We start from the raw sequence: 18,321 nt of genomic DNA, 5'->3' as shown, positions 1-18,321 counted from the left end.
CCATGCGGGGTGCAGGTCATTGTGATCGTATGTACGATGGGGGGCTGGGGTATGGTTGTAATGATGTGTTTTGCAATGATGTGTTTTGCAATGATGTGTTTTGCAATGATGTGTTTTGCAATGATGTGTTTTGCAATGATGTGTTTTGCAATGATGTGTTTTGCAATGATGTGTTTTCCGCAGCATAGTTGCTGCGGAAAGGATTTGATGTTAGCTGTTAGTTTTGTTTAGCCAGTCGTAGAAGGTGTATTGGGCTCGGACGGCAGGGGTGCCGGGTGTTCTTTTTTTGAATATGTTTTGCAGCTTATCATCTACCCAGCAGGCTTTTTGGTTGTCGGCGAGTTGGATGTCGAGCATTTCGATCAGGTTGTCACGCAGGTCGGGGGCAAGAACGGGGGTGATGGCTTCGATGCGGCGGTAGAGGTTACGGCGCATCCAGTCGGGAGAGCCCATGAATACTTTGGGGGTGCCGTCGTTGCCGAAGTACCAGATGCGGGCGTGTTCGAGGAAGCTATCCACAATACGGGTGACACGGATATTACGACTGTATGACTGTCCGGGGATAAGACAACAGATACCACGGACGATAAGGTCGATTTGTACACCGTGTTCGGAGGCTTCGTAGAGGCGGTCTATCATGGTAGGGTCTTGGAGGGCGTTCATTTTTAGGATGATGCGTCCTTGCTTGCCTTCGTCTGCGAGGGATATTTCGCGGTCGATCAGGCGGTTCAATTCGGGAATGAGGTTGAAACGGGCTACCAAAAGGGTGGTGAACTTCGGGTCTTCTTTTCCTTGCAGGGTACGGAAGAGGTTATAGAGGTCGGCCACTATTTCTTTGCGACAGGTGAAAAGGCCGCAATCGGCGTAAAGGGTGGCGGTTTTTTCGTTAAAGTTGCCGGTGCTGATGTAGGCGTAGCTGGGGATTTTCTCACCGTTTAATCCGCGACGACGGATCAGGGCTACTTTGGCGTGCACTTTCAAACCAGGGATGCTGTAGATTATCTTGATACCGGCGGCTTGCATCATTTCGGCGGTGGCAAGGTTGTTTTCTTCATCAAAGCGGGCTTTCAGTTCCACAAATACGGTGACTTTCTTGCCGTTTTGGGCGGCGGCTATCAGGGTGTTGATGACGGCGGAGTTTTCCGCTACGCGGTATTGAGTTACCATGATTTCACGGGTTTCCGGGTTGTGCACGGCTTCATATAGGAAGTGGATAAAGTGCTCGAAAGAGTGATAAGGATAATATAATAACAGGTCCTTTTTGGCGACGTAATTGAAAATGGATTCTTTCTCATCGAGGACGGTCAGCTTCATCGGCTTCGGTTTTTCGAGGCTATGAAGGGATTTGTTCGGGTTGGGAAGATGACGCAGGTCTTCGAGGTTCAAATGCTTATCACCGGGGACAAGTTCGTCACGCTGAATACGGAAGGCATCCACAAGGAAGTCCAGGAATTCAGAAGGCATAGCACGGTCGTAGACGAAACGGCAGACGTCACCGATCTTGCGTTTCTTCACTTTCTTCTTGAGTTGAGCGACGAGGTCGGCACTGCTGGCGGTGTCGTCAATCAATATATCAGCATCACGGGAAATTTTGATACAGTAGCTGGAGTCGACATCGTAGCCGGGGAAGATCAGGTTGAGGTTTGCCTTGATGATGTCTTCGGTAAACATCAAATAATGATTTTTCTCGCGAGACGGAAGTTCGATGAAGCGGGGCACTTTGGCGTAGGGTTGTTTCATCACAAAGTAAAGGGGTTGTCGGAGGTCTGTTACATTTGGCCTTGCTGCTTCCATACCTACTTTTATACCTTCTCCGTCATTTCTTTCATTTATGCACTCTCCGGTATATTTTTCTATATTTTCTTTAGTTTCTTCTCCTTTGTTTTTTTCTTCTTTCTTCGGACAGACTCGTATTGCCAGGTAAAGGCGGTTATCCCGCAGGAAGGAGACAATTTTATCTTTGGATACAGGCACAGGTTGCAGGTAGGGAAAGATTTCCTCCCGGAAAAAGTCTTTGATAAACTGTTGGTGGAACGGTTCTACATGGTTGTCTTGATAAAAGATGATATGATTTTTGCGCAGGGCAGGCAGTATTTTTTGTTCATAGATGCGTACACGGTCATCCAGCTGGCGGGTGACTTCTTTATTTATTTCCTCTACCAGTTCGCGGGCTGACTGTACGGTTTCTTCATCGCTTTCCGTAGCGCCGGAAGCAACAGCTTTATGGTCGGCTACACGGATTTTGTAAAACTCTTCGAGGTTGGAAGAGTAGATAGAGATGAAGTTGATACGTTCGTAAAGCGGCAGACGCTCGTCCAGAGCCTCCAACAATACGCGGTAATTGAATGAGAGCCAACTTATATCTCGCTTGAAATAATTATATTTGCTTTCCATGTGCTTTAAGATTTTTCCAAATATAGTATCTTTGTGGGATTAAACAAAGAATTTTATGACAAGAATTGGATTATTATCTGATACTCACGCTTACTGGGACGAGAAATACCTGGAATATTTCGAATCGTGCGACGAAATCTGGCACGCCGGAGACATCGGTTCACTGGAAGTAGCGGAAAAGTTAGCCGCATTCCGTCCATTCCGGGCGGTGTACGGAAACATTGACGGACAGGAAATCAGAAAACTGTATCCTCAAATAAATCGTTTCACGGTGGATGGTGCGGAAGTACTGATAAAACATATCGGCGGTTATCCGGGAAAGTACGATCCTTCCATCATTGGTAGCCTGATGACGCGACCGCCCAAGCTTTTTATCAGCGGACATTCGCATATATTAAAGGTGAAGTATGATAAAACGCTGGATATGTTACATATCAATCCGGGAGCTGCAGGTATGTCTGGTTTCCATAAGGTGCGGACTTTGGTGCGTTTTGTTATCAATCAAGGGGCGTTTCAAGACTTGGAAGTTATCGAACTGGCGGACAAATAAAATAAATGTCCCCGCCTGACTGAAAAATTATTTTAAAATTTTGCCACGTCGGAATTCTTTCCGACCTTTGCACACTGTTAATGAATAACTCAGACGAACATGAAAGGAATTATTCTGGCCGGTGGTAGTGCCACCCGACTTTATCCGCTTTCCAAAGCGATTTCCAAACAAATCATGCCTGTGTATGACAAGCCGATGATTTACTATCCATTGTCGACACTGATGTTGGCAGGAATACGCGAAGTGTTGATTATTTCGACTCCACGTGACTTGCCTATGTTCCGGGATTTGCTGGGAACGGGTGAGGAATTGGGTATGTCTTTCTCCTATAAAATACAGGAACAACCTAACGGACTGGCACAGGCTTTCGTATTGGGAGCCGATTTCCTGAACGGCGAACCGGGCTGTCTGATTCTTGGGGATAATATGTTTTACGGACAAGGCTTTTCTGCCATGCTCCGCCGGGCTGCCAATATAGAAAAAGGCGCCTGCATCTTCGGCTACTATGTAAAAGACCCGCGCGCATACGGTGTAGTGGAATTTAACGAACAAGGGAAAGTTATTTCACTGGAAGAAAAACCGGAAGTGCCGAAAAGTAATTATGCCGTTCCCGGACTCTATTTCTATGATGCCAGTGTGACGGAAAAAGCAGCAGCTCTTCGTCCTTCAGCACGTGGAGAATATGAGATTACAGACCTGAATCGCCTGTATCTGGAAGAAGGCACATTGAAAGTGGAACTCTTCGGCCGCGGATTCGCATGGCTGGATACGGGTAACTGCGACAGTCTGCTGGAAGCATCCAACTTCGTGGCTACTATTCAGAACCGGCAAGGTTTCTACGTTAGCTGTATTGAAGAAATCGCCTGGCGTCAGGGATGGATTCCGACGGAACAATTGCTTCTGTTAGGTCAACAACTCGAAAAGACCGAGTACGGAAAGTATCTTATCGAATTGGCAAAACAATCCTAAAATCAACATAATAGAATAAAATATGAAAACTTATCTAGTGACCGGTGCCGCAGGATTTATCGGGGCAAATTACATCAAATACATCTTGGCCAAACATAACGACATCAAAGTCGTGATATTGGATGCTTTGACGTATGCAGGTAACTTAGGAACGATTGCCAAAGACATCGACAACGAACGCTGTGTCTTTATCAAAGGAGACATTTGCAGCCGTGATGTGGTAGACGGTCTTTTTGCTGAGTATCGTTTTGATTATGTGGTGAATTTCGCTGCCGAAAGTCACGTTGACCGCAGCATTGAAAATCCGCAACTGTTTCTGATTACCAACATTCTCGGAACACAGAACTTATTGGATTGTGCACGCCGCGCATGGGTAATGGGAAAAGATGAACAAGGATACCCTACCTGGAGAAAAGGTGTACGCTATCATCAGGTATCCACCGACGAAGTGTATGGTTCACTGGGAGCCGAAGGGTATTTCACAGAAACAACCCCGCTTTGTCCTCATAGCCCGTACAGTGCCTCTAAGACTAGCGCAGACATGGTAGTGATGGCTTACCATGATACTTATAAAATGCCGGTAACAATTACCCGCTGCTCAAACAACTATGGTCCGTACCATTTCCCGGAGAAATTGATTCCGTTGATTATCAAGAATATCCTCGAAGGAAAACATCTCCCCGTCTACGGTGACGGCAGTAATGTACGCGACTGGCTTTATGTAGAAGATCACTGCAAAGCGATTGATCTCGTTGTACGTGAAGGTAAAGACGGAGAAGTGTACAACGTTGGCGGACATAACGAGAAAACAAACCTCGAAATCGTAAAACTGACTATTTCAACTATCCACCGTCTGATGGCAGAGAAGCCCGAATATCGCCAGGTTCTCAAAAAGAAGGTGAAAGACGAAAACGGAAATATTTCGATCGACTGGATCAATGAAGATCTGATTACGTTCGTTAAAGACCGTCTGGGACATGACCAACGTTACGCCATCGATCCTACAAAGATTACAAATGCTTTAGGATGGTATCCCGAAACAAAATTCGAAGTCGGTATCGTAAAGACAATCGAATGGTACTTGGCCAACCAAGCTTGGGTGGAAGAAGTTACCAGCGGAGATTATCAGGGTTACTACGAAAAGATGTATGGGAAATGATTCTCAACTTACCAACATTCCTATTGCAATAAGAACACCCATAAACAGCATATTACGCGAAGTCTCGCCTAATATGCTGTTTAATTTTTTACCACTATATATTTTCACCATCCGTTTCCAGGTGAGGAAATGAGGAATCAAATAGAGTTGCGGAAGAAGAGCGGCTAAAAAATGACCTTCACGAAGGAAACACAGACAGAGAAGAGAAGCTGTAACACCCAGCATCAAATAAAAATAGCGGCCGAACTTCTCACCGAAACGAACGATCACTGTTCTTTTTCCACTGCGCGCATCCGCTTCCCGGTCACGGTAGTTATTGACTACCAGTAGCGTATCAATCAATAGTCCACAAATCAGAGAGGCGATAGTGACATCCGGCGTCCATGTTAGCGCTTGCACGTAATATGTTCCGCCAACAGGCACAAATCCAAAGAAGACAATCACCAGTACATCTCCCCAGCCGTTGTAAGAAAGAGGATAAGGGCCGGTGGTATAAAGAAAAGCGAATAATACACAAAGCACTCCTACGACAATCAGTTCCCATCCGGCAAAGAAAAGTAATGTGCAACCGATAAGACAGGCAAGAGCAACCGTAATAATAATCCCGGTTTTCATCGCTTGCGGAGAAATCCATCCCTGTGCACAAGCACGTTCGGGTCCCAGGCGATCTTCCCGATCTGTCCCTTTGAGGAAGTCGAAAAGGTCATTGATGAAATTAGCGGCAATTTGCATCAGACTTGCGAACAGACAGCAGATCAGTGCCGGCAACCAGTGAAAATGCCCGTCCATCGCAGCGAGAGCTGTACCTATCAGAACAGGGGTAACGGCTCCTGTAAGAGTTTTGGGACGTGCAGCTAATATCCATGCTTGTAGCGAGTTACGCTTTACTTCTTCCATACTTTAATATATTATAAAGAGTTTTGACGGACAAAGATACATGATTTTTCGTATCTTTGCACCCCAGAAAACTTCAAACTAAGAGAAGATGAAGAAAATAAATGCTCCTGTGATGGAGAAAATAAATACCCTATTGATGAAAAGAATAAATACCCCATTGATGAAGAAAATAAATATCCCATTGATGAAGAAAATAAATATCCCATTGATGAAGAAAACGATTTATCCACTGACGAAGAAAACAATCTACCCTGTTATCCTGTTGGCATTGCTTTTGCTTGTTTCCTGCAAGTCGAAAAAGAATATGGTGGCTAGCTTGCCACGCCCTGTCTTACATACTGATTCCATTTATCCGGATACGACTAACGCCATTGCCGGACTGTTCGCTCCCGACCACTCGATACTCAAAGCACTGGCTGTTTCTAAAAACAAAAAGCAACATACAAAGAAAAAGGAGACTGATACCGACGCGTACGAATCCGACCGGATGCTCCGTGGAACCCAAATAACCTCTTCCAGCGTAGATGTGTCATCTGTTTATACAGGAGTGGATCGTGTAGTAAAATACGACTTCACCCACCGCGATGTCCCTGAAGCTTTTGAAGGTTTCCGCATCGCTTTTATTTCCGATTTACATTACAAAAGCCTGCTGAAAGAGAAAGGATTGAACGATCTTGTCCGTCTATTGATTGCCCAAAAAGCAGATGTTCTTTTGATGGGTGGTGATTATCAGGAAGGTTGCGAATATGTAGAACCTTTGTTTTCCGCACTGGCACGTGTAAAGACACCAATGGGAACCTATGGAGTGATGGGTAATAATGATTACGAACGTTGCCACGACGATATTGTGAACACAATGAAACATTACGGAATGCATCCGTTAGAACACGAAGTGGACACGCTGCGTAAAGACGGCCAGCAGATTATTATCGCCGGAGTGCGCAATCCTTTCGATCTGGGGCGCAACGGAGTATCACCCACTTTGGCACTCTCTCCCAAGGATTTTGTCATCTTACTGGTTCATACGCCGGATTACATAGAAGACGTTTCAGTAGTCAATACAGACCTCGCTCTCGCAGGACATACACACGGCGGACAAGTCCGTGTATTCGGAGTCGCCCCGGCACTGAACTCACACTACGGCAATCGTTTTATCACCGGACTGGCATATAATACAGCAAAAATACCTTTGATTATAACAAACGGAATAGGAACTTCAAAGTTACCAATCCGTGTCGGTGCTCCGGCAGAAATCATCGTCATTACTCTTCATCGATTGACGGAGTAAGGTATCGTAACTTGGTACAATAACAAACAGAAATAGCAGCATCATACACTTTTCTGATACGACTTTCTGTAACATACCACACTTTTAGGGTATAACTTTTTGTTAAATACCACACTTTTAGGATACGACTTTTTGTTATTATCCTTTTTAGTGCTTACATTTGTACCTATAAGTAGCTGACAATAAAAGAAAGAAGTATGAGAAGAAATGCAATGCAACAATTGTACGATTGGAAAGAAAAGTCTACACGAAAGCCTTTGATTATTCGCGGAGCCCGTCAGGTAGGAAAGACATGGCTTATGAAAGAGTTTGCGGCTACTGCTTACAAACAGTTTGCCTACATCAACTTCGAAGACAATGAAGTGATGAAAGAGGTTTTTCAAAAAGATTTTGATATCGAACGTATTTTGATGGCTATCCAGTTAGTAACCGGAAAAGTAGTAGATACAGATACCTTAATTCTTTTTGACGAACTTCAGGAAGCCCCACGCGGCTTGACAGCCATGAAATATTTCCTGGAGAAAGCGCCACAGTATCATGTTATTGCAGCTGGTTCTTTACTGGGCATCGCTATGCATCAAAATGACTCTTTCCCGGTGGGAAAAGTCGATTTTATAGACCTATATCCACTTTCTTTTTCCGAGTTTTTAGAAGCTATCGGACAAGAGTCTTTTGTCAGCTTGCTTGCAAAGCAAGATTGGAACCTCATTTCTACCTTCCGTTCTAAATTCACCGACTTCCTTAAACAGTATTATTTCGTAGGAGGAATGCCCGAAGTAGTCAATGCATTTATTGAGCATAAAGACTATACCGAAGTCCGCCAGTTGCAACAAAACATACTGGATTCTTATGACCGTGATTTTTCCAAACACGCTCCTATTGCCGAAGTCCCTAGGATTCGTATGGTGTGGCGTTCGGTTCCTGCACAACTGGCTAAAGAAAATCGCAAATTCATTTATGGAGTTATAAAAGAAGGAGCAAGAGCCAAGGATTTTGAACTGGCCATAGAATGGCTGATAGATGCCGGTCTTATTTATAAAGTAAACCGGGTAAAGAAAGGTGGAATACCTTTATCGGCCTACGAAGATTTTTCCGCATTCAAACTGTTTATGCTAGACACCGGATTAATGGGAGCAATGAGCGGACTCCCCCCACAAGCATTATTGGAAGGCAATGTTTTATTTACCGATTATAAAGGAGCAATTACCGAACAATATGTGTTACAACAACTGAAATCAGTGAAAGGCTTGAATATCTATTACTGGTCTTCAGATACTTCCAAAGGAGAATTGGATTTCCTTTTGCAAAAAGAAATCTGTATTATTCCGGTCGAAGTGAAAGCTGAAGAAAATTTACAGTCGAAAAGTCTGCGCTCTTTTGTTGAAAAGAATCCAGAACTACATGGCATCCGTTTTTCCATGTCAGATTATCGGGAACAAGAGTGGCTGACAAATTATCCGTTATATTCTGCCGGACACATATTATAATATATTCAAAGGCGTATATTATCTTTCTTGATAGCCTCCCAAACTCTTGGATGTAGAAAGTAGCGAATATCTTTCCCTTCACTCAAGGCTTCCCGAATAAAAGTGGAACTGATTTCAAAAACAGGGGAATGAACAAGACGCACGGTTTCCGGCAATTCCTCTTCTTTTACAGGAAAGCCGGGACGAGGATAAATGAGGAGTTGATTCTCTTTAATGATGCGTTCGGACTGATACCAGCGTCCAAAACGTTCCCAATTATCGGAACCGATAATGAAATAAAATTCCCGGTCGGGATACGCTTCACGAAGTTTCTCCAGTGTATATACGCTATACGAAGGACGGGGCAAATGAAATTCAAAGTCTGAAGCTCGAAAACGAGGATAATCACTGATGGATAACTCCACTAATTGAAGACGAAGCTCGTCACTCCATAATTCAGCCTTCGTTTTCAAAGGATTCTGCGGACTTACCATAAACCATATTTCATCCAACCCTTCATACTCACAAAGGTAATTAGCTAAAGCGAGATGCCCGATATGAATCGGATTGAATGACCCGCTGAAGATTCCGGTTTTTCTTGTTTTAACTTGATTCATTTTCCGCTATTCTTTCTTGCTTTATTTTCTTTCTCCACTTCGGTAAAACAATAGCTTGTCTGATTGTGAGAAGTAGCGCAATGCCGCTTATGAACCATTGTTGAAAATAAAGGCATACAATAAAAGCAAGAAGATTCATCACACCGGTGACGGCACACAGATACATCCATTTTCGGGTGTTACAATTCTTCTTGTACATTCTCAAGTCTTATTCTTCGGCTAAAAACTCTTTGATTACTTTCAACGCTTCTGCCTTCGCAGCTTCCAAATCGTCATTGACAATCACACAATCGAATTGCGGAGCAAATCCCAACTCATATTCCGCCTTAGCAATCCGGCTTTCAATAATTTCCGGGGCATCCGTTCCGCGCCCTTCCAACCGGCAACGTAATTCTTCCACCGAAGGCGGTTGAATGAACACTGACAACGCACGGTCACCATAAAACTTCTTGATATTACATCCACCTACCACATCAACGTCAAACACAACATTCTGACCTGCTTCCAGTTGCTTTTCCACTTGTGCCTTCAACGTTCCGTAATAACGGTCCTTATATACTTCCTCATACTCCAAAAATTCGTTGTTCTCAATGCGACAACGGAATTCCTCCGGCGTAAGAAAGAAATATTCCACTCCGTGCTGCTCCGTCCCACGCGGAGGACGGCTGGTAGCAGAAATAGAAAATGCAAGATTCAAATTCTGCGTCAGCAGATAATTGATAATAGTAGATTTGCCCGAACCTGACGGGGCAGAGAAAATAATTAGTTTACCGGTCATTATTAAAGTTTATTTGACATTAAGTTATTTACGATTAGACGATTTACGATGCACGATTGATATTATTTTTTGAATTTATAAATATCCAAATGTGTACACTATTATTTCGCAATACTAACTTCAATCGTACATCGTAAATCGTCTAATCGTAAATGAATTTATTGTGAGTAAATTACATCACGTTCAACACCTGCTCCTTAATCTGCTCCAACTCATCTTTCATCTGAACAACGATTTTCTGCATTTCGGCATGATTGGACTTGCTACCTAACGTATTGATTTCCCGACCCATTTCCTGGGCGATAAAACCAAGTTTCTTACCTTGTCCGTTACCGCTTTCCATTGTACTGATGAAATATTTCAGATGGTTGCTAAGGCGTTGTTTTTCTTCATTAACATCCAGTTTCTCAATGTAATAGATCAATTCCTGCTCCAAGCGGTTCTTGTCGTAATCCACACTTAATGTCTTTTCGAGAGCATCCGTGATGCGTTCTTTCACTTTTTCCACACGTTCTTTTTCGTAAGGAGCGATCTTTTCGAGCAGGCTTGAGATATTGGCGATCTTTTCACGGAACTTCTTTTCCAGTGCAGCACCTTCCTGTTTGCGGAAATCTACTAGATGACTGATAGCATCGAGCACAGTGGCATGCACCATTTTCCATTCCTCTTCGGTCAGTTCCTGGATTTCCGTTTTAGTCATCACATCCGGCATACGGAGCAATGTCTGAAACCAGTCAGCAGGAACAGGAATACCAAGATTCTGCGAGATTGCCAAAATCTGTTTGTAGTAACCTTCCACCAATACTTGATTGATAGGAGTCGCATTTTCTGCCGCTTCTTTCTTCTCGATCCACAGGCTGAAATCGACCTTTCCACGTTCCAGCACTTTAGAAATCTCATTACGGATTTCAATCTCTTTTTCACGATACGCCGGAGCGATGCGAGTGGATAAATCCATTGCCTTGCTGTTGAGCGACTTGATTTCTACATTTATTTTTTTATCAGGAAGTTCGGCCGTAGCTTTGCCGTATCCTGTCATAGACTGTATCATAACCTTAAAGTTTTGTGCAAAAGTACACGAATATTTTAAGAATTGGAAATAATCATGTAAATTTGCGACAATTTAATAAGCTGATTTTTATGTCGTGTATACTGAATATTGAAACCTCTACCTCTGTTTGCTCGGTAGCGGCCAGTCAAGACGGACAGACGATTTTTGTGAAAGAAGATTTGAAAGGCCCTTCACACGCCGTGTCTTTAGGAGTTTTTGTAGATGAAGCGTTGTCTTTCATAGACAGTCATGCCATCCCTTTGGATGCAGTCGCAGTGAGCTGTGGGCCGGGTTCTTATACCGGACTTCGAATCGGGGTTTCTATGGCGAAAGGAGTTTGTTACGGACGTAACGTCCCATTGATCGGTATTCCGACGCTGGAAGTATTGACTGTTCCGGTGTTGTTGTATCACGACTTGCCCGAGGACGCTTTGCTTTGTCCGATGATCGACGCCCGCCGCATGGAAGTATACGCAGCCGTTTATGACCGCAGACTTCAGGTGAAACGTGCAGTAGCTGCCGATATTGTAGACGAAAACTCTTACTTGGAGTTTCTGAACGAGCAGCCGGTTTATTTCTTTGGAAACGGGGCCGACAAATGCCGCGAACAGATCACGCATCCGAACGCACATTTTATCGACAATATTCACCCGTTGGCTAAAATGATGTTCCCGCTGGCAGAAAAAGCAATAGCCGACGAAGATTATAAAGACGTGGCTTACTTCGAACCTTTCTACCTGAAAGAATTCGTTGCTTCCATGCCAAAAAAACTTCTTTAATTTTTAATTTTAAACTTTCAATTAAATAAATGCAATACAATACTCAACAGAAAAGAATGCCGCTTCCCGAATACGGGCGTAGCATCCAGAACATGGTAGATTATGCGTTGACCATTCAGGATCGTGCAGAACGTCAGCGTTGTGCCAACACCATCATCAACATTATGGGAAATATGTTCCCCCATTTGCGTGATGTGCCCGACTTCAAGCACAAGCTCTGGGATCATCTGGCTATCATGTCCGGTTTTGAGCTGGATATTGACTACCCGTATGAAATCATCCGTAAGGACAACCTGGTGACCCGTCCGGATCCGATCCCCTACTCCACTGCCCGTATGCGTTATCGCCACTACGGACGCACACTGGAAGTGCTGATAAAGAAAGCAATCGAATTCCCCGAAGGAAACGAAAAGAGAAACCTGATTGCCCTCATCTGCAACCACATGAAGAAGGACTACCTGGCATGGAACAAAGATACAGTGGACGACAAAAAGATCGCCGAAGACCTGTACGAACTCTCCAACGGGGAACTCCAAATGACTGACGATATCGTCCGGCTAATGGCAGAACGCCTGAACCAGAACTATCGTCCGAAGACGAACTATACCAACAATCGTCAGAACAACAAGAGAAGATACTAAGAAAATAGGAAATAAGTATTAAGTATAAAGTATTAATCGCAGCCATTTGTTGGCACTGGTCGGATTTCTTTTACTTATTTACTTAGCGTGCGATACCGTACGGTTAATACTTAATACCTGATACTTAATACTTTAATCACACTTAATACTTAAAAAATTAATGGCTTCATTTGTAATCGAAGGAGGACATCGGCTTTGCGGAGAGATTCACCCGCAAGGAGCTAAAAACGAAGTTTTGCAGATAATCTGTGCCACATTGCTAACCGCAGAGGAAGTAACGGTGAACAATATACCTGACATTCTTGATGTCAACAACTTGATTCAGCTCTTGCGCGAGATGGGAGTGACGGTTGCAAAGAAAGGCATTGATTCTTATAGTTTTAAAGCAGAGAATGTAGACTTGGCTTATTTGGAAAGCGATGAGTTTTTAAAGAAATGCTCCAGTCTGCGAGGCTCTGTCATGCTGATTGGCCCTATGGTGGCACGTTTCGGCAAAGCGTTGATATCCAAGCCGGGAGGAGATAAAATCGGTCGCCGCCGTTTGGATACTCACTTTGTAGGTATTCAGAATTTAGGAGCGGACTTCCGTTATGATGAAGGACGGGGCATTTATGAAATAACAGCCGACAGACTTCAAGGAAGCTATATGCTGCTGGACGAAGCATCCGTCACCGGAACAGCCAATATCGTAATGGCTGCCGTGCTTGCCAAAGGCACTACTACCATCTACAACGCTGCCTGCGAACCTTACGTGCAACAACTCTGCCGGTTGCTCAACCGGATGGGAGCGAAAATCAGCGGAATTGCCTCCAACCTGCTTACTATTGAAGGCGTGGAAGAATTGCATGGCGCGCACCACACCGTACTGCCCGATATGATTGAAGTCGGCAGTTTTATCGGTATGGCAGCCATGACAAAAAGCGAAATTACCATCAAGAACGTTTCTTACGAGAACCTTGGAATCATCCCCGAGAGCTTCCGCCGCCTGGGCATCAAGCTCGAACAGAGAGGAGATGACATTTATGTTCCCGCACAGGAAACCTACCAGATAGAATCATTCATCGACGGCTCCATCATGACGATAGCCGACGCCACCTGGCCGGGACTGACTCCCGACTTGCTTAGTGTGATGCTCGTTGTAGCCACACAAGCCAAAGGCAGCGTACTGATCCATCAGAAGATGTTCGAAAGCCGCCTGTTCTTTGTGGACAAGCTAATCGATATGGGTGCACAGATCATCCTCTGCGACCCTCACCGTGCCGTAGTCATCGGACACAATCATGGCTTCAAGTTGCGTGGTGCCCGCCTGACTTCACCGGATATACGTGCCGGTATCGCCCTTCTGATTGCCGCCATGAGTGCCGAAGGAACCAGTACCATTAGTAACATCGAACAGATAGACCGTGGTTATCAGAACATCGAAGGACGTCTGAACGCTATCGGAGCCAGAATCACCCGAATATGATAAAGAAAGAAGAAGTATATAAGATAGGATTATTCAATAAGCCGCATGGCATTCACGGCGAATTGCAGTTTACGTTTACCGACGACATTTTCGACCGTGTGGACTGCGATTATCTGATATGCCTGCTCGACGGTATTTTCGTGCCCTTCTTCATTGAAGAATACCGTTTCCGTTCCGACTCCACCGCTTTGGTAAAACTGGAAGGAATAGACACCGCCGAACGTGCCCGAATGTTCACCAACATTGAAGTTTACTTCCCCGTAAAGCATGCGGAAGAAGCGGAAGACGGCGAATTGTCCTGGAACTTCTTTATCGGTTTCCAAATGGAAGACATTCATCACGGACCTCTAGGAGAAGTGATAGATGTAGATAACACTACGGTAAACACCCTTTTTGTGGTTGAAAGAGAAGAAGAGGAACTACTCGTTCCCGCCCAAGAGGAATTTATCGTAGGAATAGATCAGAAACAGAAACTCATCACCGTGGAACTTCCCGAAGGGTTACTCAATCTGGAAGAGTTGGAAGATGACCGATGAGAACAAATAAAACGATGAGTCACTCATCAACTAAAAATAGTAAATAGTAAATCGTAAAATAGTAAATATCCGAGATGCCAAAGAGAAGACGAAGTAAAGCTTTCTGGAAAAATTTCAAGTTCAAGTATAAACTAACGATCGTTAATGAAAATACACTTGAAGAAATTGTCGGACTTCGTGTATCCAAGCTCAATGGACTATCCGTTTTACTTTGCGTGCTGGCAGTGCTTTTCCTGATTGCTTCCTGCATCATTACTTTCACCCCGTTACGCAATTATCTTCCGGGATATATGAACAGTGAAGTCCGTACACAGATTGTAGACAATGCGCTGCGTGTAGACTCTTTGCAACAAGTGCTCAACAAGCAGAACCTCTACATCATGAATATTCAGGACATTTTCAGCGGGAAAGTGCCTATCGACAGCGTGCAAACGCTTGATTCGCTGACTGCTGCCCGTGAAGACACGTTGATGGAACGAACCAAGCGGGAAGAAGAATTCCGCCGCCAATATGAGGAGAATGAAAAATATAATCTGACCTCCATCACTTCCCAACCGGACGTGACCGGATTGATATTATACCGTCCGACACGAGGCATGGTGTCCGACCACTTCAATGCCGAAAAGAAACATTACGGCACTGACATTGCCGCCAATCCCAACGAAAGCGTACTGGCAACCATGGACGGAACCGTCATCCTTAGTACATACACGGCTGAAACCGGTTATCTGATTGGCGTGCAACACAACCAGGATTTAATTTCGATCTACAAACACTGCGGCTCTCTCCTGAAAAAGGAAGGTGAACGGGTGAAAGGAGGCGAAGCCATCGCCCTGGTAGGAAATAGCGGAACACTTAGTACAGGACCGCACCTGCACTTCGAACTTTGGTATAAAGGTCACCCGGTGAATCCGGAAAAATACATTGTTTTTTAGGTTATCAATGATGAATGATAAGATATGGCGAGTGATGAGATATAAGTGATAATCAGCGATGATATGTTTGTCAACAAAATAGGAAGAAATAGATAAAATGAATATAGAGACTAATAAAAAGAAAAAACAAATAGCTATTCTAGGCTCCACAGGTTCTATCGGGACGCAGGCTTTGCAAGTCATCGAAGAGCATCCCGACCTGTACGAAGCATACGCACTGACAGCCAACAATCGTGTGGAACTACTGATTGCCCAGGCACGGAAGTTCCAGCCGGAAGTGGTAGTGATAGCCAACGAAGAAAAGTATTCCGAACTGAAAGAAGCATTGAGCGACCTGCCTATCAAGGTGTATGCAGGGACCGACGCTATCTGTCAGATTGTGGAAGCGGGTCCTATTGATATGGTATTGACAGCCATGGTCGGTTATGCCGGACTGAAGCCGACAATCAACGCGATCCGCGCCAAGAAAGCGATTGCATTGGCAAATAAAGAAACATTGGTAGTAGCAGGTGAACTGATTAACCAGCTGGCACAACAATATCGCACTCCGATTCTGCCGGTAGACTCTGAACACTCCGCCGTTTTTCAGTGTTTAGCGGGAGAAGTGGGCAATCCGATTGAGAAAGTGATATTGACTGCCTCTGGAGGTCCGTTCCGCACTTACACTTTGGAACAATTGAAGTCTGTGACTAAGACACAGGCCTTGAAACATCCCAATTGGGAAATGGGAGCAAAAATCACGATTGATTCTGCTTCTATGATGAATAAAGGTTTTGAAGTGATCGAAGCCAAATGGTTGTTCGGTGTTCAACCCAGTCAGATTGAGGTGGTTGTGCATCCGCAATCAGTCATTCACTCGATGGTGCAGTTTGAAGACGGAGCTGTAAAAGCACAGTTGGGCATGCCCGATATGCGCCTGCCCATCCAGTATGCATTCTCCTATCCCGACCGTATCAGTTCTTCTTTCGACAGGCTCGATTTCTCCAAATGCACGAACCTGACGTTTGAGCAACCCGACACGAAACGTTTCCGCAATCTGGCACTCGCTTACGAAGCGATGTATCGCGGAGGGAACATGCCTTGCATCGTTAATGCCGCCAATGAAGTAGTGGTAGCCTCTTTCCTGAAAGACGGCATCAGCTTCCTCGGCATGAGCGACGTGATAGAAAAAACAATGGAACGGGCCACCTTCATTGCCAACCCGACCTACGATGATTATGTGGCTACCGATGCGGAAGCAAGAAAGATAGCAGCAAGTCTGATATAATTCATTTCGTAGAGGAATAAAGAAAATAGAGAAATTGATTAGTATTAATATAAATTGAAAATAGCCTTTATATCTTCTCTTTGGCAGAGAATCCAGTGAAGGCTTTAAATTGTAAATAGACTATATGGAAACATTTTTGATTCGTGCCCTGCAATTGATTATGAGCTTATCTTTGCTCGTTATCATTCATGAAGGCGGGCATTTTCTTTTTGCCCGTTTGTTTAAGGTGCGTGTAGAAAAATTCTGCTTATTTTTTGACCCCTGGTTCACCCTGTTTAAATTCAAGCCCAAGAAAAGTGACACAGAATATGCAGTAGGTTGGCTGCCATTGGGCGGTTATGTCAAGATAGCCGGTATGATTGACGAGTCGATGGATACCGAGCAGATGAAACAACCCGAACAACCGTGGGAGTTCCGTTCCAAACCGGCGTGGCAACGTCTGCTAATCATGGTGGGTGGCGTACTGTTCAACTTCCTGTTGGCCCTGTTCATCTACTCGATGATTCTATTTGCGTGGGGCGACCAATATATAAAGGTGCAGGAAGCTCCTCTCGGTATGGATTTCAACGAAACAGCCAAATCCGTAGGTTTTCAGGACGGCGACATCCTTCTTTCTGCTGACGGCGTTCCTTTTGAACGTTATGACGGCGATATGTTGAGCCAGATTGCCGACGCCCGCGAAGTAAGCGTTATCCGCAACGGCGCGAAAGCCTCCGTTTATATCCCTGAAGACTTGATGCAACGTCTTCTGGCAGACAGCATCCGTTTTGCCTCCTACCGTTTCCCGTATGTGATAGACAGTGTGATGGTGAATTCTCCTGCCGCACAAGCAGGCATCCAACCGGGTGACAGCATTATCGCCCTGAACGGAACACCGATTTCTTTCTCCGACTTCAAAGAAGCGATGGCAGAACGTAAGAAAAACGCGGAAACCCTGCTCAAAGACAGCATAGATCCGCGCCTGATTACACTGACCTATGTGCGTGGCGGCGTAACCGACACATTGAATATGCGTGTAGACTCCGCCTACCTGATGGGTGTAACCACCTGTCTCGTCACAGACCGCCTGCTCCCTATGGTGAAAAAAGAATATACTTTCTTCGAATCCTTCCCGGCAGGTGTCTCCCTCGGCGTAAAGACCCTGAAAGGATATGTAGGAAACATGAAATACCTCTTCTCGAAAGAAGGAGCCAAACAGCTAGGTGGCTTCGGAACGATCGGCAGCATCTTCCCTGCTACATGGGATTGGCACCAGTTCTGGTATATGACAGCCTTCCTTTCCATCATTCTAGCTTTCATGAATATCCTCCCTATCCCCGCATTGGACGGCGGCCACGTGCTCTTCCTCTTCTACGAGATGATAGCTCGCCGCAAACCGAGCGACAAATTTATGGAATACGCTCAAATGACCGGTATGATTCTACTCTTCGGTCTGTTGATATGGGCTAACTTCAACGATATTCTAAGGTTTTTCTTCTAACAGACCAAACGACAGAAGAAAGACATAAAAAACAATCCCGGATGAGAAC

General features: G+C 44.7%; 18 protein-coding genes. 12 read left to right on the top strand and 6 right to left on the bottom strand.

What is annotated here, in order from left to right; genetic code table 11:
• Positions 1 to 16 precede the first annotated feature (16 nt).
• Positions 17 to 121 (bottom strand): hypothetical protein, encoded by a 105-nt coding sequence (locus BXY_RS23865; protein ID WP_204902437.1) that lies wholly within the window; start codon positions 119 to 121, stop codon positions 17 to 19.
• Between the two features lie 89 nt (positions 122 to 210).
• The gene (gene ppk1 / locus BXY_RS06575; protein ID WP_015531510.1) at positions 211 to 2,394 is read right to left on the bottom strand and encodes a polyphosphate kinase 1; all 2,184 of its coding nucleotides are present in this window, start codon (positions 2,392 to 2,394) and stop codon (positions 211 to 213) included.
• 55 nt (positions 2,395 to 2,449) lie between these two features.
• On the opposite strand from ppk1, the gene BXY_RS06570 reads away from it, so the two are divergent.
• The 3 genes from BXY_RS06570 (at position 2,450) to rfbB (ending at position 5,072) form a co-directional block, all read left to right on the top strand.
• The gene (locus tag BXY_RS06570; RefSeq protein WP_004316987.1) at positions 2,450 to 2,944 is read left to right on the top strand and encodes a metallophosphoesterase family protein; all 495 of its coding nucleotides are present in this window, start codon (positions 2,450 to 2,452) and stop codon (positions 2,942 to 2,944) included.
• 99 nt (positions 2,945 to 3,043) lie between these two features.
• On the top strand, positions 3,044 to 3,913 hold the full coding sequence (rfbA, locus tag BXY_RS06565) for a glucose-1-phosphate thymidylyltransferase RfbA (protein WP_004316988.1): 870 nt from the start codon (positions 3,044 to 3,046) through the stop codon (positions 3,911 to 3,913).
• A 22-nt stretch (positions 3,914 to 3,935) separates the two neighbouring features.
• A complete protein-coding gene (gene rfbB, locus BXY_RS06560; RefSeq protein WP_008641275.1) occupies positions 3,936 to 5,072 on the top strand; it encodes a dTDP-glucose 4,6-dehydratase in 1,137 nt (378 codons plus the stop codon).
• Positions 5,073 to 5,075: 3 nt separating this feature from the next.
• Here rfbB and BXY_RS06555 read toward each other — a convergent pair whose 3' ends face one another.
• Positions 5,076 to 5,969 carry a 1,4-dihydroxy-2-naphthoate polyprenyltransferase gene (locus tag BXY_RS06555; RefSeq protein ID WP_004316990.1) on the bottom strand — a complete coding sequence of 298 codons (894 nt, stop codon included), beginning with the start codon at positions 5,967 to 5,969 and terminating at the stop codon, positions 5,076 to 5,078.
• Positions 5,970 to 6,177: 208 nt separating this feature from the next.
• Between BXY_RS06555 and BXY_RS06550 the strand changes: the two genes are divergently transcribed.
• Both BXY_RS06550 and BXY_RS06545 read left to right on the top strand, forming a co-directional pair.
• The gene (locus BXY_RS06550; protein ID WP_134993114.1) at positions 6,178 to 7,257 is read left to right on the top strand and encodes a metallophosphoesterase; all 1,080 of its coding nucleotides are present in this window, start codon (positions 6,178 to 6,180) and stop codon (positions 7,255 to 7,257) included.
• A gap of 197 nt (positions 7,258 to 7,454) precedes the next feature.
• On the top strand, positions 7,455 to 8,744 hold the full coding sequence (locus BXY_RS06545; RefSeq protein WP_004316992.1) for an ATP-binding protein: 1,290 nt from the start codon (positions 7,455 to 7,457) through the stop codon (positions 8,742 to 8,744).
• A gap of 5 nt (positions 8,745 to 8,749) precedes the next feature.
• Here the strand turns inward: BXY_RS06545 and nadD are convergent, their stop codons facing one another.
• The 3 genes from nadD to BXY_RS06530 form a co-directional block, all read right to left on the bottom strand.
• A complete protein-coding gene (nadD, locus tag BXY_RS06540) occupies positions 8,750 to 9,340 on the bottom strand; it encodes a nicotinate (nicotinamide) nucleotide adenylyltransferase (RefSeq protein ID WP_015531507.1) in 591 nt (196 codons plus the stop codon).
• A 208-nt stretch (positions 9,341 to 9,548) separates the two neighbouring features.
• Positions 9,549 to 10,118, bottom strand: a complete 570-nt coding sequence (gmk, locus tag BXY_RS06535; protein WP_008641270.1) for a guanylate kinase — start codon at positions 10,116 to 10,118, stop codon at positions 9,549 to 9,551.
• Between the two features lie 172 nt (positions 10,119 to 10,290).
• The gene (locus BXY_RS06530; RefSeq protein ID WP_008641269.1) at positions 10,291 to 11,169 is read right to left on the bottom strand and encodes a YicC/YloC family endoribonuclease; all 879 of its coding nucleotides are present in this window, start codon (positions 11,167 to 11,169) and stop codon (positions 10,291 to 10,293) included.
• Between the two features lie 89 nt (positions 11,170 to 11,258).
• On the opposite strand from BXY_RS06530, the gene tsaB reads away from it, so the two are divergent.
• The 7 genes from tsaB to rseP all read left to right on the top strand — a co-directional run bounded on the left by tsaB (position 11,259) and on the right by rseP (position 18,272).
• The gene (gene tsaB / locus BXY_RS06525) at positions 11,259 to 11,948 is read left to right on the top strand and encodes a tRNA (adenosine(37)-N6)-threonylcarbamoyltransferase complex dimerization subunit type 1 TsaB (RefSeq protein ID WP_004316997.1); all 690 of its coding nucleotides are present in this window, start codon (positions 11,259 to 11,261) and stop codon (positions 11,946 to 11,948) included.
• 29 nt (positions 11,949 to 11,977) lie between these two features.
• Complete coding sequence (locus BXY_RS06520) at positions 11,978 to 12,589, top strand: DUF4290 domain-containing protein (RefSeq protein WP_004316998.1); 612 nt, start codon at positions 11,978 to 11,980, stop codon at positions 12,587 to 12,589.
• 160 nt (positions 12,590 to 12,749) lie between these two features.
• A complete protein-coding gene (murA, locus tag BXY_RS06515; protein WP_015531504.1) occupies positions 12,750 to 14,054 on the top strand; it encodes a UDP-N-acetylglucosamine 1-carboxyvinyltransferase in 1,305 nt (434 codons plus the stop codon).
• Complete coding sequence (rimM, locus tag BXY_RS06510) at positions 14,051 to 14,590, top strand: ribosome maturation factor RimM (RefSeq protein ID WP_008641267.1); 540 nt, start codon at positions 14,051 to 14,053, stop codon at positions 14,588 to 14,590. Before murA ends, rimM begins: the two co-directional genes overlap by 4 nt.
• Before the next feature lie 74 nt (positions 14,591 to 14,664).
• On the top strand, positions 14,665 to 15,525 hold the full coding sequence (locus tag BXY_RS06505) for a M23 family metallopeptidase (protein WP_004317001.1): 861 nt from the start codon (positions 14,665 to 14,667) through the stop codon (positions 15,523 to 15,525).
• 97 nt (positions 15,526 to 15,622) lie between these two features.
• Entirely contained in the window at positions 15,623 to 16,792 is a 1,170-nt protein-coding gene (locus BXY_RS06500) for a 1-deoxy-D-xylulose-5-phosphate reductoisomerase (protein WP_004317002.1), read from the top strand.
• Between the two features lie 124 nt (positions 16,793 to 16,916).
• Complete coding sequence (gene rseP, locus BXY_RS06495; RefSeq protein ID WP_015531503.1) at positions 16,917 to 18,272, top strand: RIP metalloprotease RseP; 1,356 nt, start codon at positions 16,917 to 16,919, stop codon at positions 18,270 to 18,272.
• Positions 18,273 to 18,321: the final 49 nt, after the last annotated feature.

Origin of the sequence: Bacteroides xylanisolvens XB1A (genome assembly GCF_000210075.1) — a bacterium.
GTDB lineage: Bacteria > Bacteroidota > Bacteroidia > Bacteroidales > Bacteroidaceae > Bacteroides > Bacteroides xylanisolvens.
Note: the sequence above shows the minus strand (reverse complement) of the source record. Positions and strands in the feature narration are given on the sequence as shown.

Coding starts and splice junctions, on each gene's coding strand:
- ppk1 (WP_015531510.1), bottom strand. CDS start 2,394: ATGGAAAGCAAATATAATTATTTCAAGCGAGATATAAGTTGGCTCTCA.
- BXY_RS06570 (WP_004316987.1), top strand. CDS start 2,450: ATGACAAGAATTGGATTATTATCTGATACTCACGCTTACTGGGACGAG.
- rfbA (WP_004316988.1), top strand. CDS start 3,044: ATGAAAGGAATTATTCTGGCCGGTGGTAGTGCCACCCGACTTTATCCG.
- rfbB (WP_008641275.1), top strand. CDS start 3,936: ATGAAAACTTATCTAGTGACCGGTGCCGCAGGATTTATCGGGGCAAAT.
- BXY_RS06555 (WP_004316990.1), bottom strand. CDS start 5,969: ATGGAAGAAGTAAAGCGTAACTCGCTACAAGCATGGATATTAGCTGCA.
- BXY_RS06550 (WP_134993114.1), top strand. CDS start 6,178: ATGAAGAAAACGATTTATCCACTGACGAAGAAAACAATCTACCCTGTT.
- BXY_RS06545 (WP_004316992.1), top strand. CDS start 7,455: ATGAGAAGAAATGCAATGCAACAATTGTACGATTGGAAAGAAAAGTCT.
- nadD (WP_015531507.1), bottom strand. CDS start 9,340: ATGAATCAAGTTAAAACAAGAAAAACCGGAATCTTCAGCGGGTCATTC.
- gmk (WP_008641270.1), bottom strand. CDS start 10,118: ATGACCGGTAAACTAATTATTTTCTCTGCCCCGTCAGGTTCGGGCAAA.
- BXY_RS06530 (WP_008641269.1), bottom strand. CDS start 11,169: ATGATACAGTCTATGACAGGATACGGCAAAGCTACGGCCGAACTTCCT.
- tsaB (WP_004316997.1), top strand. CDS start 11,259: ATGTCGTGTATACTGAATATTGAAACCTCTACCTCTGTTTGCTCGGTA.
- BXY_RS06520 (WP_004316998.1), top strand. CDS start 11,978: ATGCAATACAATACTCAACAGAAAAGAATGCCGCTTCCCGAATACGGG.
- murA (WP_015531504.1), top strand. CDS start 12,750: ATGGCTTCATTTGTAATCGAAGGAGGACATCGGCTTTGCGGAGAGATT.
- rimM (WP_008641267.1), top strand. CDS start 14,051: ATGATAAAGAAAGAAGAAGTATATAAGATAGGATTATTCAATAAGCCG.
- BXY_RS06505 (WP_004317001.1), top strand. CDS start 14,665: ATGCCAAAGAGAAGACGAAGTAAAGCTTTCTGGAAAAATTTCAAGTTC.
- BXY_RS06500 (WP_004317002.1), top strand. CDS start 15,623: ATGAATATAGAGACTAATAAAAAGAAAAAACAAATAGCTATTCTAGGC.
- rseP (WP_015531503.1), top strand. CDS start 16,917: ATGGAAACATTTTTGATTCGTGCCCTGCAATTGATTATGAGCTTATCT.